Raw genomic sequence first — 15635 nt, 5'->3', positions numbered from 1 at the left:
TTACTTACTCTCAAAAACTTTGTTAATTGTATAAATGATTTCAATAGTAGCGCAAAAAAATGTAATTTCGCAAACTATGAATACACAAGATATACAAGCGATAGAGTCGCTATTGGCTAGTCCAAAAAAAATTGCAATCATCCCGCACCGTGGCCCAGACGGTGATGCTATGGGTTCAACCTTAGGATTGTATCATTTTTTACTCAAAAACAATCACCAACCCACTGTTATTTCACCAAATGAATTCCCTGATTTTTTAGCATGGATGCCGGGTTCAGATACTATCAAAATCTACGAAAAAGACAAAATCAATTGTACAGCGATATTACAAGAAGCGGACTTAATTTTCACACTCGATTTTAACGCTTTTCATCGCACGGGCGAAATGGAACAAGTGTTACAAACACTTACCGCTCCTTTTGTAATGATTGATCATCACCAAAAACCGGATGATTATGCAACGGTAACTTTTAGCGATACCGCCTATGGATCTACTTGCGAAATGCTGTATCATTTTATATCCTATTTAGGAAAAAAAGAAGATATTGACACGACCATTGGAACCTGCATCTACACAGGTATTTTAACCGATTCTGGTTCATTTCGTTTTCCGAAAACAACAGGAACTACACACCGAATTGTTGCTGATTTAATAGATTTAGGGGTTGACAACACAGCTATTCCTAGTTTACTGTTTGATAACAGTTCGTACAATAGATTACAATTATTAGGAAGAGCATTGCAAAATATGATCATTCATCCGCAATATAAAACAGCTTACATAACTTTAAGCCAGCAAGAATTAGACGAGTTTAATTATATAAAAGGTGATACCGAAGGAATTGTTAATTACGGATTAAGTATCAAAGGAATTGACTTCGCGGCCATTTTTATTGAAAACAAAGACGAAAACATTATCAAAATATCATTCCGTTCCCAAGGTGATTTTGATGTAAACCAATTTGCTCGTGATCACTTTAACGGTGGCGGACATCGCAATGCAGCAGGTGGTAAATCAGACCTATCTTTACAAGAAACGCAACAAAAATTTGAAGCCTTACTAACACAAATAAGCATCTAATTCTATGAAAAATAGCACACCTATTGCCCTCGTAATTATTATGTTATTGCTCATAAGCAGCTGCAAGCAGTCTCAAGATGCACGAAGACCAATATCGCATTCATCAGGTAGTTTTATGAAAAAATCAATTCTGAGGAATAAAAAATTAGTAGCTACTGAAGAATTGCAAATCCAAAACGTAATCAAAAACAATCCCAATATTGTTTATCTAGCATCTAAAAAAGGCTATTGGTATAGCTATGAAACCCGAAATGTGTCGGATACTCTAACACCAATCAAAGGAGATGTTGCTTTATTTGATTACGAAATAAAAGATTTATCTGGAAACGTAATTTACAGTAAAACGGAATTGGCTCCACAAACCTATTATGTTGACAAACAAAATATTTTGATGGGGTTACGTGATGGTATCAAACTCATGCGTAAAAACGAAAAAGTCAACTTCCTTTTTCCATCAAATATGGCCTATGGATATCGAGGCGACAACAAAAAAATTGGAACCAATCAACCATTAATTTGTTCTGTGTTTTTACGTGATTTCATGCCTGAAAATAAATACAAAATGGCGATTTCAAGCCCAACAACTGCACCTATTGATAGTATTGTCAAACCTAAAAAAACAAAAAAGATCAAAGTTGGTACTAAACTTGCTACCGACAGCTTAAACTAAATCAGAATAACAACAATGAAAAAAAAGATTTTAATTGCCCTAGTAGCTATTGCGAGTTTATACTCATGTAAGGAAGATCACAATAATTTGCCAGACGGATTGTACGCTAAAATTGAAACCAACAAAGGTGAAATTATTGTTCAATTAGATTTTGAAAAAGCACCAATAACTGTAGCCAATTATGTGGCCCTTGCCGAAGGAAAAAATGACTTTGTAACCAATGAAAATTTAAAGAACAAGCCCTTTTTTGATGGATTAAAATTTCACCGTGTGATAGCTGATTTTATGATTCAAACTGGTGATCCGTTGGGAACAGGTTCAGGAGATACTGGGTATAAATTCAAAGATGAATTTTCAGATTTACGTTTTGACAAAGGTGGTGTTTTAGCAATGGCTAATAACGGTCCAGCAACTAACAGCAGTCAGTTTTTCATCACTCATTTAGCAACTCCTTGGCTAGATGGCAAACATACCATTTTTGGACATGTTGTAGAAAAAGGAATGGACGTAGTCAATACTATTCAGCAAGATGACTACATTAAAACGGTTACCATAATTCGCAATGGCGAAAAAGCCAAAAAGTTCAATGCAGAGAAAGTTTTTACAGATTATTTTGCTGTAGAATCTGAAAACCAAAAGAAAAAAGCAGCGCTTGACGCAGAGAACAAACGTATTTATAACGAGAAATACAAAGTTGTTCGCGAAGCTAAACTAGCGGAATTTGCGGCACTAAAAAGCAAATCAACCATAACACCAAGCGGATTAAAATATAACATTACACGTAAAAGAGGAGGCAAAAAACCTGCCAATGGTGCAAGCGTTTTTATTCATTATGCAGGATTCCTAGAAGATGGCGAATTGTTTGATACAAGCATTGGAAACGTGGCTAAAACCTTTGGAAAATACGACGAAAATAGAGCTGCGCAAAACGGATACCAACCAATTCCGTTTACTGCTGGACAAAAAGAAGGATTGATTGCTGGTTTTATCGAAGGAATTGAACAGTTATCATTTGGCGATAAAGCTATAATTTTTATCCCTTCTCGTTTAGGATATGGAGCTGCTGGTGCTGGTGGTGTTATTCCACCAAACGCTAACATTATCTTCGAAATTGAACTTTTAGAAAAAATGCCTCAATAATATTAACACGTACCATGAACACTATGAAAATTAAATTGCTTCTTGTATTTCTTTTTGGACTCGTAAGCCTTCAAGCACAATCGGTTAAAAAACCTATCACTGCCAAAAAAACAGTTACTACTGCCGCAAAAGCGAAAGTTACTCCAAAAGTAGCTGCAAAACCTATTGCAAAACCTGCCGTGAAACCAGCAATAACAGATGCTATTTATGCTACCATTGCTACTAACAAAGGAGATATTGTATTGGAACTCGCTTTTAAAAAAGCACCGGTTACTGTTGCCAATTTTATTGCACTTGCTGAAGGAAAACATCCTTATGTTACTGTTGAAAGTTTAAAAGGAAAACCGTTTTATGATGGTTTAAAATTTCACCGCGTAATAAATGATTTTATGATTCAAGGTGGAGATCCATCTGGAAACGGATCAGGTGGTCCCGGGTACTCTTTCAAAGATGAGATAACTGATTTAAAACACAATAAAGCAGGAACATTGTCAATGGCAAATGCAGGTCCCGCTACCAATGGAAGTCAATTTTTTATCACTCACAAAGACACACCTTGGTTGGATGGAAAACACACCGTTTTTGGTTATGTTACTGAAGGAATGCCAATTGTTAACGCTATTGTTGGAAACGACGTAATCACAAAAGTGACCATCACACGCAAAGGACCGTTAGCAGAAAAATTCGATGCTCCAAAAGTTTTCTCTGATTACTTTAAAAACAAAGCGGAAGATCAAAAAAAGCAAGACGCAGCAAATGCTGAGGCAAAAGCAAAGCAAATGGCCTTTTTAGAACAATCTAAAAAAGCTTATAATGAGAAATACGGTGCTGTAATTGGAAATAAAAAATCCTATTTTGCCAATTTAAAAACTACTGCTACCACAACTCCGACTGGATTAATGTATGCCATAACTCAAAAAGGAACGGGAGTAAAACCAGCTGCTGGAACAACCTTTTACTTTCATTATGCGGGCTTTTTTGAAGATGGAAATTTATTTGATAGCAGCATGGAAGAAGTGAACAAAACATTCGGAAAATACGATGCCAATCGCGCTGCTCAAAACGGCTACCGCCCTTTTCCATTCGAGGCTGGTAAAAAAGACGGAATGATTCCTGGTTTCATTGAAGGGCTTGAAAATATGGGCTTTGGTGACAAAGCAGTTGTTTTTATTCCTTCTAACCTCGCTTACGGCGAACGTGGCGCAGGTGGCGTGATTCCGCCAAATACAATGCTCATTTTCGAATTAGAAATGCGCGAAAAACAAGAGTAAATCTTTAATCAAAATCATAAAAAACCCGCTTTAACATTGCTAAAGCGGGTTTTTATTTTTTTTAAACTATTTGAACAAGATTACTTTTTGCCAAATTTCCAGTCAAATTCATCTTTTTGATTGATAATGGCGCCAATTTCAAACTTAACTACCTCATCAAATTCAGTCTGGAAAATCATCCAATTTTCTTCATTGAAATAATTTTCAAAAGTATCAAATTCTTCCTGAGTGAACTTTGTAATTGATTTTGAAGTCAAATCTTTTTTTACATCGCTGATCTTTTTGTTGATTATTTTATTTCCAAAAAGAAGCAATTCCGGACTTGAAGCTACGATATATCCCAATTTTAAATCCTCTTCAACGTAAAATGTCAAACGCATTTTTAATTTGTTATAAGCAAAAATAACATTATTGTCTTCGTCTTTGTAATTGCGATCCGGTTTCCCGTAAGCTGACGTCACATCAGTTTGTTTCATTCCGAAAATGAGCTTGTCAATTCCGATTTTTGGATTTATTTTCATGTTTTTAATTTAATTAAAATTATCAAGTGGTCTCTACATTAGAAAAATCACCAATTTAAGACCGCAAAGTTCGTAAAGATTTAAGCAACTTTCACTATTTACTTTACCAATTTTGCCCCAAGCAAATTAGTTATTTCTCATAATAAAAAAATTAGACAACCATTGAAAAGCGATAAATGCCAAGATGTAAATAGCACTAAAAATAGAATACAACTCATTAGTAGCAACTACAACTGCAATTGAGGCAAATCCCAAAAGGGCTAAACCAATGGCATAACTTGTAAAAAACAGTCTTGGTTTTGCGTACAACTTGCCCAAAGGCAGCATCATCGAAAACCCAAAAGCGATCAAAACGGTACCCAAATTCATGTTTACAAACAAGATGCCTAAACCAATAAGCAACAAGAGCAAACTACCTCCTACCCAATTGGCACATTTTATTTCTGTGCTAGTAAGCAAATGTTTTCCATAGGGATTTAAGCGAAATAACAAATTACTCAAAGGTGCAATCACCCATGTGGAGAAAGCAAAGATGGCTAACAATACAATTATTGGTGACAAATAAGTATCTAAAACTTCGTTCGTATTTGCCAAAGCGCGCAGACCTTTAGTGGATAAGTAGAAACCTATAATGAAAACCCACTGATTTTTAGAGGTCATGTTTTGCATCCAAAAACTATAACGCAAAAACCAACGGTACAAAATGTATTTGGCTTTCAGCGCCTCTGCCATTCCCGCTTGTGCGTATTCGGAGTTAGGATTATTTTTAAGAGATTCTCTAAAATGGACCAAAGCCTTATCATTTTGACCTTTTTCAAGCAAACCCCAGCCATAATTGGCATGTGTATTTGCATTGTTTGGATCTTGTTCTAAAGCTTCTTCAATAGTAGCGAATGAATCTTCTTTTCGGTTGAGTTTTAGCAAGGCCGTACTGCGAACATTGAGTCCTAAAATATGCGATGCATCAATTGCGAGTACTTGATTTGCTGCTTCTAGTGCAGCTGTAAAATCTTTTTTTGTATTCAAAATAAAACCTTGAAGCGCGTAATAATCCGGTTCATAAGGATCTAGAATCAAGGCTTCGTTCAATACTTGCAACGCTGCATCTGGCTGACCTTTTTCCAGTAAAATGCGTGCTTTGGTATGGTATAACGGGTCAAAATCAGGATCCAAACCAATAGCATCATTTACTATTGAAAGCGCCTCTTCAATGCGATCACTATCAATTTTAATTTCGGCCAACATCAGTAAACATTGTGTATTGCCCGGCTCAATTGCCAAAACTTCGAGTATACTTTTCTCTGCTTCGGCATATCGCTTTTGTTGAAAAAGAACGTAGGCTCTTTCCATTATTACATCCGTCATCGGTATTATTTTTTTATTTTTAAAAACTGCAAAATAGGATCATACAATCCCGACTCGTTGGCGTACAAAGCAAAATTCTTCGCCGTTTGAAACCACTCTTTGGTACTCGGTTTGTGTTTTTTTGATGCTTCAATTAAATCCTGATTCCCTAACGGTTCAGGAATTCCAGTTTTAAAAGCAACTTCCAACTTTTTTTCGATGGCAATATCAATTACAGCACCAATGTCAGCCCCTGAAAAATCGGTGAGCGACTTTACTACTTTTTTGTAATCGATTTGTTGCCGTGGTTTGTCTTTTAATTTAATTTTCAAAATTGATTCTTTGGCAGCATCATCTGGCGGCGGTACAAAAATAATACGATCAAATCGGCCTGGACGTCTGAATGCATTATCCAAATGCCAAGGTGCGTTGGTTGCTCCCAAAATTAGTACACCATCATTGGAGGTATCAACCCCATCCAACTCTTGCAAAAATTGATTGATTAATACTTTGCTACTGGAATGTTTCATATCATTTCGGCTGGCGCCAAGGGCATCAATCTCATCAAAAAACAAAACACAAGGCGTGTTGCGACGGGCATATTCAAAAACTTCATGCAAATTTTTCTCACTATTGCCCACCCACATATCCAAAATATCATTCAACCCAACGGTAATAAAATTAGCATTGATTTGACCAGCGGTAGCTTTAGCAATAAAAGTTTTTCCGCAACCCGGAGGACCATATAATAAAATTCCTCCACCCGTTTTTTTACCATACGATTTATACAAATCAGCAAAATTCAAAGGATGGATAATTTTCATTTCGATTTCCTTTTTCACTTCTTCCATTCCGCCAACATGTTCAAAATTGATAGAAGGTTTGGTCGTTATAAAAGCTTTTTCGATCGCTTCATTAGCATCGTCATCATTGGCTCCAAATGGTTTTGCCTCAGTTAAAGTACTTCTTTTTAAAATAGCATCTAACTCTTCATCTTGAAATTGAGGTTGTATGGCCAGTATTTTTTGATAGCTTTCAATAGCATCAGCAATAGAGTTTTCTTGAACCAAAACACGTGTATATAAAAGTAATGCAGTCACATTTGAAGGCTGCATGCGCAAAACGTCTTCTAAAATAACGATACTTTTAGAGTAAGCCGCTTGCTGAAAATAAACAGACGACAAACCTAATTTGGCCTCAATGTGATTGAAATCTAAGTTTAAGATGGCCAAATAATGAGCCTCGGCCTCTGAAAAACGGATTTTTTTTGCTAAAGTGTTGGCAAGCAACAGCCTTAAGGGAATATTATTGGGTGAAAACTGTAAGGCTTCTTCTAAGCTATCGATAGTATCCATTACGGGTATATTTTTAAATTTTGAATAACGAATTTAGGACTTCTTTTTCAATTCTGTCACAAATTACTTTTAAAAATCAATCTAAATCTTCTCTTCAAGCTTTTCAGTAAAAAAAATAAAATGTATCAAAAATATTCAAATTTTCAGCTTTCCAAAGTCCACTAAAAACCATTGATGAAATAAACTCCAGCCACAATTATTTGAAAGTAAATTATTATATTTGAAAGTTCTTTTTTACAGAGAAAACAAAATAAACTGACAACATTTTTACTTTCATGAAAACAATCACACTTGCCTTAGATTGGACTCCCAACGTAAACCACATAGGGATTTTAGTCGCAAAAGAATTAGGATATTACACAGAATTAGGAATAGATCTTGAAATAGGAAGTCCGCTAACCGATAATTACCAATTCACACCAGGCAAGAAACTCGAATTGGATCTCGCCACTTTTGTACTAGCACCATTTGAAACCGTGATTAGTTTAAACAACAAAGCCAACAAAGTTGAGGCCCGCGCAATATATGCTTTGCTACAGGAAGATTTGAGCAGCATAGCCTCTTTGTCAAGTTCAAAAATGACAAGTCCACGTCATTTAGATGGAAAAATTTACGCATCCTACCAAGCCCGATACGAAGACAAAATTGTGCAAGAACTCGTGAAAAACGACGGCGGAACAGGTGATTTTGAGATTTCTTATCCCGCCAAATTAGGAATTTGGAATACCTTATTATCCAAACAAGCGAATGCAACTTGGATTTTTAACAATTGGGAAGGTATTGAGGCAAAGAACAAAAACATTGCTCTAGAATGTTGGTCGATGACAGACTTTGGCATTCCGTATGGATATTCGCCGGTGGTAATTACTACACAAAAAACGATTGAAGACGAAGCTGAACTATGCGAAGCATTTGTAAAAGCAACCCAACGTGGTTATTTATTTGCTTCGCAGCATAAAGAAAAAGCAGTTGCAATTTTGAGTCAATACGTCACTGAAGAAGATAGACCTGCAATTGATCTTACGCAAGCACTTGAAGCAACGATACCCTATTTTGGAGAAGAAAACAACATGGGTTTCATGAAACCAGAACGTGTTGAATCGTTCTTGAAATGGCTCGTAATTCATAATTTAGAAGAGGAGCAAATTTTAAATCAGACTTTATATAACAATACTTTTTGCAATAACTAACGTGCCAACGAAAAACACCTATCAAACTCAAAAATTTTACAACTATAACAACCAAAAAAAACTAATACTATGAGCGGAACCATCATGCAATCCATATTCGAAAGATCCAGAGATACGAAAGAAATAATTTCTATTTGGCAATACAACAGCGACAAAGGTTCGCTAGTAGGCTACATCACTGAAATTAGCGAGGAATATATCGGGTTTCGTCATTTTACAAGATTTGGAAAAGCAGATGGCATTATCTTTATCAAAGTGGGGAATATTAAAAGTGTCGATTTTAACGATGATTACACCAAAGTAATGGAATGTTTGATCGAATATTCCAATATCATAGATCAGCCCTCGCAGTTTAACCTAAATTTACAGCTGTCAGATTATTGGCAGCACCAAGCCATAACGCAATTATTTGCAGCAACAGATCAAATTGCTAGTTACGAAATCAACGGAAATGAATATTTCACCGGCTTTGTTCACTCCTACTCTGAAGAAGATTTCATCTTGCGTTGCATTGCTAAAAACGGTGAGGATTTGGGAACTTCTTTATTCAAAATAGAAGATGTAACCGAAATTAGAGTGAATGACATTGACGATCGCAGGCGTTTGGTTTTGTACAAATGGCGAAAGGCAATTTTATAAAGCCAACCACTGTTTGCATTTTAGCATCATTAAAATTTATTTGACATGGAACGAAACCAATACCTATCTAACCGTCTACGCGAAGTTTTTTTAAACGGAACTTGGATTGCCAACACCAATTATCAAGACCAATTGACCCGAACAAGCTGGGAAGAAGCCAATTTCAAAATAGGAAATTTGAATACCATTGGCAACCTGACTTTTCACATTAATTATTATTTAGAAGGACTTTTGAGCGCTTTCAAGACGGGCCAACTCACCATCAGAGATCAATTTAGTTATGACGATACCCCAGTAACTTCTGCTGAAGATTGGGACCAAAGAATCACTCAGTTCATCAATAATGCGGAAGATTTTGCAGCAGCGGTCGCTCAATTCAACGATACTGTATTTGATGAAGATTTTATCGATGCCAAATACGGAACTTACCTAAGAAATATTGAAGGAGTCATCGAGCACAGCTATTACCATTTGGGACAAATTGTTTTGCTTAAAAAATTAATTGCCTCAACTACAAAATAAATTCTAATCTTTAGTTTTTCATTAGAGTCTTGTCTAAAATTATGGATTTATACGTACTTTTAACTGCTCAAAAAACAACCAAAATCAACTCCATGAGATCATTTTACTTCTTGCTTGCAGCTTGCCTAATCTTTGGTAGGGGTAGCAGTTTTGCTCAAAATCAAAAATCCTCCGAATTTAAAGTCGAGTTTGAAAAATTTACACTTCCTAACGGCTTACAAGTTATTTTGCATATTGACCGCTCTGATCCTGTTGTAGCCGTTGCGCTCACAAGTCACGTAGGATCTGCAAGAGAAAAAGCAGGCCGTACCGGATTTGCCCATTTGTTTGAACATTTGCTTTTTTTAGAATCTGAAAATTTAGGAAAAGGAGGATTGGATAAAATGAGTGCCCGCATTGGTGGCGAAGGTGCTAATGGCTCAACTAGTCGCGACAGAACAAATTATTTTCAAACCGTTCCGAAAGATGCTCTCGAAAAAATGATTTGGGCCGAGGCGGACAAACTCGGCTTTTTTATCAATACAGTTACGGAACCAGTTTTGGCAAAAGAAAAACAAGTTGTAAAAAACGAGAAACGTCAGAGCTATGACAACCGACCTTACGGACACAATTTCTCTGTGATATCAAAAAATCTATATCCAGCATCGCACCCGTACAGCTGGGAAGTTATTGGTTCTCTTGAAGATTTACAAAACGCGACACTTGAGGACGTAAAAGCATTTTACAACCGTTGGTATGTGCCCAACAATGTAACGTTGACTATTTCGGGCGACTTTGATGTGGCACAAACTAAAATTTGGGTCGAAAAATATTTTGGCGAAATCAAGCGAGGTGAAGCGATCCCAAAAATGGAAAAACAAGCCGTTACACTAGCTACTACTAAAAAACTATTTTACGAAGATAATTTTGCCAAACTACCGCAACTTACCTTGACCTGGCCTTCTGTTTACGAATACCATCCGGATAGTTATGCACTAGAGGTTTTGGCTAGTTATTTATCAAAAGGCAAAAAAGCACCTTTGTATAAAACGTTAGTCGAGCAAAAAAAACTAACTGATGGTGTTGATGTTTTTCAATACAATTCAGAAATAGCGGGTCAATACATGATTACCGTAACTGCTTTTGACCAAACCAACCTCAACTTAGTACATGCAGGAATCGAAGAAGCTTTCAAAAATTTTGAAGCCGAAGGCATTTCACAACAAGACTTAGACCGTATCAAAGCAGGCCAAGAAACCGCCTTTTACACCACTTTATCGAGTGTTTTAGGAAAAGGTTTTCAGCTGGCACAATATGAAATATTTGCGGGAACGCCAGAATACATCAACCAAGATGTAAAAAATATTTTAGCTGTAACGCGAGAAGATGTGATGCGCGTGTACCAAAAATATGTAAAAGGCAAAAATTTTGTGGCTACCAGCTTTGTACCAAAAGGACAAAAAAACCTCATTCTTGACGGCTCTATTTTGGCAGATGTAGTCGAAGAAAAAATTATTGAAGGAAAAGAGGAAGCATTTGATGCGAGCATTGCCGCTACTTATAAAAAAACGCCATCAAAATTTGATCGTAGCATTGAGCCACCTTACGGCGCAAGCCCTGATGTCATTTTGCCAAGCGTTTGGAAAAACCAATTATCATCTGGTTTAAAAGTTTTTGGTATAGCCAATGAAGAAGTACCACTTGTACAATTTCAATTGCAGTTAAAAGGCGGCATATTATTAGAACCTAAAAATAAAACCGGCGTAGCTAGTATTTTGGCTGATTTAATGACCAAAGGAACCAAAAACAAAACTCCAGAACAACTCGAGAATGCTATCGAAAGTCTCGGAGCTACCATTCGTGCTGCTGCCACTGACGAGTCGATACTTATTTCAGGAACAAGTTTGGCCAAAAACTACAACGCTACAATGGCCTTGGTCTCTGAAATTATTTTGCAACCAAGATGGGATGCAGCCGAATTTGAACTCATCAAACAAAGTACTTTGAGTCAAATTTTACAACAAAAAGCCGACCCAAACAGCATTGCCAGAAATGAGTATAAAAAATTAATTTATGGCGCCAATTCGGTTTTGGCCAACAATCGTGTGGGAACTGAAAGCAGCGTAAAAAGTATCACGCTAGAGGACGTAAAAAATTATTACTACCAAAATGCCACTCCTACTTTAGCGCAATTACACATTGTAGGCGCGATTACCTCGAACGACGCGATAGCCGCACTCACTGATTTAAACAAAAAATGGGAGCCAAAAAATGTTAGTATTCCTGCGGTAGCAACACCAAAAGAAATTACCGCTTCGAAAATATATTTTTACGATGTACCCGGTGCAAAACAATCGGTTATTCGAATTGGGTATCCTGCTTTAGCGGCCACTGACGCTGATTTTTACCCAGCTCAAATTTTAAATTACCGTTTGGGTGGCGGCGGATTTGCATCGCAACTTACGCAAGAATTGCGCGAAGGCAAAGGATATACGTACGGCATCAGCTCCTCGTTTAGTGGCAGTGCTAACAAAGGTCCGTTTACCATTGCAAGTGGTGTGCGCTCTAACGTAACTTTTGAGGCCGTGCAGCTTATCAAAGATATCGTGAGCAACTACGGCAAAAACTTTAATGAAAATGATTTAGAAGTTACTAAAGGATACCTCATCAAAAGTAACGCAAGAGCTTTTGAAACCTTGTCTTCAAAACTTGAAATGCTGTACGACATCAGCAATTACAATTACGCTGATGATTACGCCAAACAGCAAGAAAACATCGTGAAAAATATAAGCATGGATGAACTGAAACAATTCTCAGATTTGTACTTGAATGCCAATAAAATGATTTACCTCATTGTAGGTGATGCGGCCACACAATTGAATAAATTGGAGCAAATAGGTTTTGGCAAACCCGTTTTATTGAATCCTAAAACGACAAAATAAAGCGATTAGCATTTTTAGTAGCACAAGCATATTGCCTAGAACACAATTACTCCCGCTGTACGCTGTATCTTGCTGGCCATCCCGAAGTTTCGGGATTTGCCAGCAAGGATGCCGCTTCCATCGCGGCTAAACAAGGCAGTTAATTTTCAGCACAAAAAAAACAGAAGCAATCTTATTTTAAAAGATTGCTTCTGTTTTTTTTATTTGGTAATTGAACTGTTTAGAATAAACTCAAACTGAACAACTCACACGTCATTACATCAACAAACGCCACTAGCCCAGACCGAACTGGAAATCCCGGTTTTAAAAAAAAATAAATTTTTCTAGTCCTGAAAGAGCGACCAACGGAAGCTCCTTGCAGGATGTAGAAAAATATTTTTTTTGAAACCGGATTGTAAGATAGGGCTGGAAATAGCTCCTAAAAAAACTAGTCGTTCATTTCGTCGTAGCGCTGTGGCACTTGCGGGTCGTACAACGGGCATTTGAACTCTTCGAGTGTGTCAGCCAGTAAATTCATGGTTTTACCCTCGGTGCCGTAGCAGTCAATTTGGATGCTTTGCGGTGTGGTTTTTACTTGAAAAGCACCTTTACCTTTGGTGTTTTTCCAACTGTTTTCGTCTACTTTTTCCCAACCAGAAAAAACAGTCGCCAAGCGATTTAAGATCACTTGCACTGGCAATTCCTCTAAACCTTCAACGGTTTGTTCCTCCAGCAGCGCCTCGTAAACAAGCTGGTGATTGAGGTAGACTTCGTCCTCGTATTTCCAAAAAACTAGTTCGTACATGGGTAACAATTTATTTTTTATCGCAAAAAGCAGCTTTCACCGTGCCTTTTGACATTTTTATTAATATTCGAAAGTGCCGTATTCACTAGAAATAGTGAGTTTTTTGGCCGTTGCTTCCTCCACTCTACCAACAATTTGCGCCTCAACATTGAAGGATTGAGCAATGGCAATAATGTCTTGCGCAACAGCTTCGGGTACGTACAATTCCATACGGTGACCGCAATTGAACACTTGGTACATCTCTTTCCAATCGGTTTTAGACTGCTCCTGAATCAATTGAAACAAAGGTGGCACCGGAAATAAATTATCTTTGATGATGTGCAAGTTCTCTACAAAATGTAAAATTTTAGTTTGCGCACCACCGCTGCAATGCACCATTCCGTGAATTTCATTGGATGAATATTGGTCTAAAATTTTCTTAATAATTGGCGCGTAAGTTCTAGTTGGCGATAATACCAACTGCCCGGCATCGATAGGTGAATTAGCTACAGCATCTGTAAGTTGCACCTGACCACTATAAATAAGTTCATTGGGCACCGCTGCATCATAACTTTCTGGATATTTGTCTGCCAAATATTTAGCAAAAACATCATGACGAGCAGAGGTTAGGCCATTGCTACCCATACCGCCATTATAACTTTTTTCGTAAGTAGCTTGACCAAATGAGGCCATACCTACAATAACATCTCCCGCTTGAATATTGGCGTTGTCAATGACATCTTTGCGTTTCATGCGAGCTGTTACGGTTGAATCGACAATAATAGTCCGCACAATATCACCCACATCGGCAGTTTCCCCACCTGTAGAGTGAATGGTTACACCAAAGGTTTTGAGCTCTTGAATAAGTTCCTCGGTACCATTGATAATAGCTGAAATAACTTCAGCAGGAATTAAATTTTTATTGCGACCAATAGTCGATGACAGCAAAATATTATCGGTTGCACCCACACAAAGCAGGTCATCAATATTCATGATCAAAGCATCTTGTGCAATGCCTTTCCACACCGAGATGTCGCCCGTTTCTTTCCAATACAAATACGCTAAAGACGATTTTGTTCCAGCGCCATCAGCGTGCATGATCAAGCAATGATCTGGATCGTTAGTTAAATAATCGGGTACAATTTTGCAAAAAGCCTGCGGAAACAAACCCTTGTCAATATTTTTGATTGCATTGTGCACATCTTCTTTTGATGCCGAAACACCGCGAAGTGCATACCTTTTTGAAGTATCTGAACTCATGTAATTTAGTTGTGAAGTCTGCTTTTAGGCAGCTAGTTGTTGGGCAAAGATACTAATTTGATTTAGGAATAAAGAAACCCATTTTAGGATTTGTTGCACTATTTTTGGACAATGAGAATCTCTACTCTGCGATTGGCAGCTCGTTCTTTTTCATTTTTTTCAGGAAGTATAAATAGTGGTTTATTGCTTCCAAAACCTTTATATGAGAGTCTTTGCTGCGAAATGCCGTTCGAAATAAGATAATCCCGAACCGCTTTGGCGCGTCTTGTAGATAATTTAATATCCTTTGGATCGCTGTTACAGCATATATGTCCTTGAATTTCAATTTTTAAAGTTGGTTCCAATTGCATAAAGCGCAGTAACTCTTTTAAAATATCAGCTGCTGGATCAACCATCACCTCGGAATTAAATTTAAAATTTACATTTTGCAAAATTATAAATTCACCCGCCTTCGCTTTTTGAAGTTGTGTAGTTAAGTCAATTGAAGTCAATGTTACTGGCGCTTCTAGAGGATTTACAGTGTTTACATTTTGTACCAATGACGGAATTATCAAATCAGAATTTCGAACTATTTTTTGATAAAAAACAACTACTTTACGGTGAATTCCATGCTGTGTGGCTCCTATAAAATCATCTCCAAATGCTACAACAATTGCGGTAGAATCGATAAGAATTGTATTTTCTTCTAACCGTTTTTTGATGTGCTCAGCTCTGCTGTTAGCGAGCCGTTTATTGTATGCAAAACTAGCTGTACTATCACAGTAGGCTTCAATGCGAGAAATTTTAATTTGTTGATTATCTTGTAACCATCGGGTAAATTTTACTTCAGAGGTACGGTTGAGATAATCTTGATCAACATCAAAATAAAAAGTAGCTTGGTCTTGCGAAAATATTGTTCCGCTCCATAGTAGGCAAACAAAGAATAAATATTTAATCATATTTTTTAATTTCCATTAGT

At 37.1% G+C, this 15635-nt stretch carries 14 protein-coding genes; 8 read left to right on the top strand and 6 right to left on the bottom strand.

Annotation, left to right across the window (positions count from 1 at the left end; all coding sequences use genetic code 11):
* Positions 1-76 precede the first annotated feature (76 nt).
* The 4 genes from KBJ98_RS14510 to KBJ98_RS14495 are packed head-to-tail and all read left to right on the top strand — an operon-like array spanning position 77 to position 4162.
* On the top strand, positions 77-1081 hold the full coding sequence (locus KBJ98_RS14510) for a DHH family phosphoesterase (RefSeq protein WP_166136950.1): 1005 nt from the start codon (positions 77-79) through the stop codon (positions 1079-1081).
* Positions 1082-1085: 4 nt separating this feature from the next.
* Positions 1086-1751 (top strand): gliding motility-associated peptidyl-prolyl isomerase GldI, encoded by a 666-nt coding sequence (gldI, locus tag KBJ98_RS14505; protein WP_210791716.1) that lies wholly within the window; start codon positions 1086-1088, stop codon positions 1749-1751.
* Between the two features lie 15 nt (positions 1752-1766).
* The gene (locus tag KBJ98_RS14500) at positions 1767-2891 is read left to right on the top strand and encodes a peptidylprolyl isomerase (RefSeq protein ID WP_210791714.1); all 1125 of its coding nucleotides are present in this window, start codon (positions 1767-1769) and stop codon (positions 2889-2891) included.
* Between the two features lie 23 nt (positions 2892-2914).
* A complete protein-coding gene (locus KBJ98_RS14495; protein ID WP_210791711.1) occupies positions 2915-4162 on the top strand; it encodes a peptidylprolyl isomerase in 1248 nt (415 codons plus the stop codon).
* Positions 4163-4242: 80 nt separating this feature from the next.
* Here KBJ98_RS14495 and KBJ98_RS14490 read toward each other — a convergent pair whose 3' ends face one another.
* The 3 genes from KBJ98_RS14490 to KBJ98_RS14480 form a co-directional block, all read right to left on the bottom strand.
* Positions 4243-4683, bottom strand: coding sequence for a hypothetical protein (locus KBJ98_RS14490; RefSeq protein WP_210791710.1), 441 nt, complete (start codon positions 4681-4683; stop codon positions 4243-4245).
* Positions 4684-4809: 126 nt separating this feature from the next.
* Positions 4810-6048: a tetratricopeptide repeat protein gene (locus KBJ98_RS14485; protein WP_210791709.1), complete on the bottom strand. Its 1239-nt coding sequence runs from the start codon at positions 6046-6048 to the stop codon at positions 4810-4812.
* A gap of 5 nt (positions 6049-6053) precedes the next feature.
* Complete coding sequence (locus KBJ98_RS14480) at positions 6054-7382, bottom strand: ATP-binding protein (protein ID WP_210791708.1); 1329 nt, start codon at positions 7380-7382, stop codon at positions 6054-6056.
* 275 nt (positions 7383-7657) lie between these two features.
* Here KBJ98_RS14480 and KBJ98_RS14475 point away from each other — a divergent pair, with 275 nt between their 5' ends.
* The 4 genes from KBJ98_RS14475 (at position 7658) to KBJ98_RS14460 (ending at position 12654) form a co-directional block, all read left to right on the top strand.
* Positions 7658-8572 (top strand): ABC transporter substrate-binding protein, encoded by a 915-nt coding sequence (locus KBJ98_RS14475; protein ID WP_210791707.1) that lies wholly within the window; start codon positions 7658-7660, stop codon positions 8570-8572.
* 69 nt (positions 8573-8641) lie between these two features.
* Entirely contained in the window at positions 8642-9211 is a 570-nt protein-coding gene (locus KBJ98_RS14470) for a hypothetical protein (RefSeq protein ID WP_210791705.1), read from the top strand.
* Positions 9212-9256: 45 nt separating this feature from the next.
* A complete protein-coding gene (locus KBJ98_RS14465) occupies positions 9257-9733 on the top strand; it encodes a DinB family protein (protein WP_210791703.1) in 477 nt (158 codons plus the stop codon).
* A gap of 41 nt (positions 9734-9774) precedes the next feature.
* Entirely contained in the window at positions 9775-12654 is a 2880-nt protein-coding gene (locus tag KBJ98_RS14460) for a M16 family metallopeptidase (protein ID WP_225899147.1), read from the top strand.
* 427 nt (positions 12655-13081) lie between these two features.
* Here the strand turns inward: KBJ98_RS14460 and KBJ98_RS14455 are convergent, their stop codons facing one another.
* From KBJ98_RS14455 to KBJ98_RS14445, 3 genes are all read right to left on the bottom strand, one after another.
* Complete coding sequence (locus KBJ98_RS14455) at positions 13082-13438, bottom strand: hypothetical protein (protein ID WP_210791701.1); 357 nt, start codon at positions 13436-13438, stop codon at positions 13082-13084.
* A gap of 60 nt (positions 13439-13498) precedes the next feature.
* Positions 13499-14677, bottom strand: a complete 1179-nt coding sequence (locus KBJ98_RS14450) for an AIR synthase related protein (protein ID WP_210791700.1) — start codon at positions 14675-14677, stop codon at positions 13499-13501.
* Positions 14678-14775: 98 nt separating this feature from the next.
* Positions 14776-15615, bottom strand: a complete 840-nt coding sequence (locus KBJ98_RS14445; RefSeq protein WP_210791698.1) for an OmpA family protein — start codon at positions 15613-15615, stop codon at positions 14776-14778.
* Between the last annotated feature and the right edge of the window lie 20 nt (positions 15616-15635).

Origin of the sequence: Flavobacterium erciyesense (assembly GCF_018069925.1) — a bacterium.
Classification (GTDB): Bacteria; Bacteroidota; Bacteroidia; order Flavobacteriales; family Flavobacteriaceae; genus Flavobacterium; species Flavobacterium erciyesense.
This window is presented reverse-complemented; position numbering and strand designations above follow the sequence as displayed.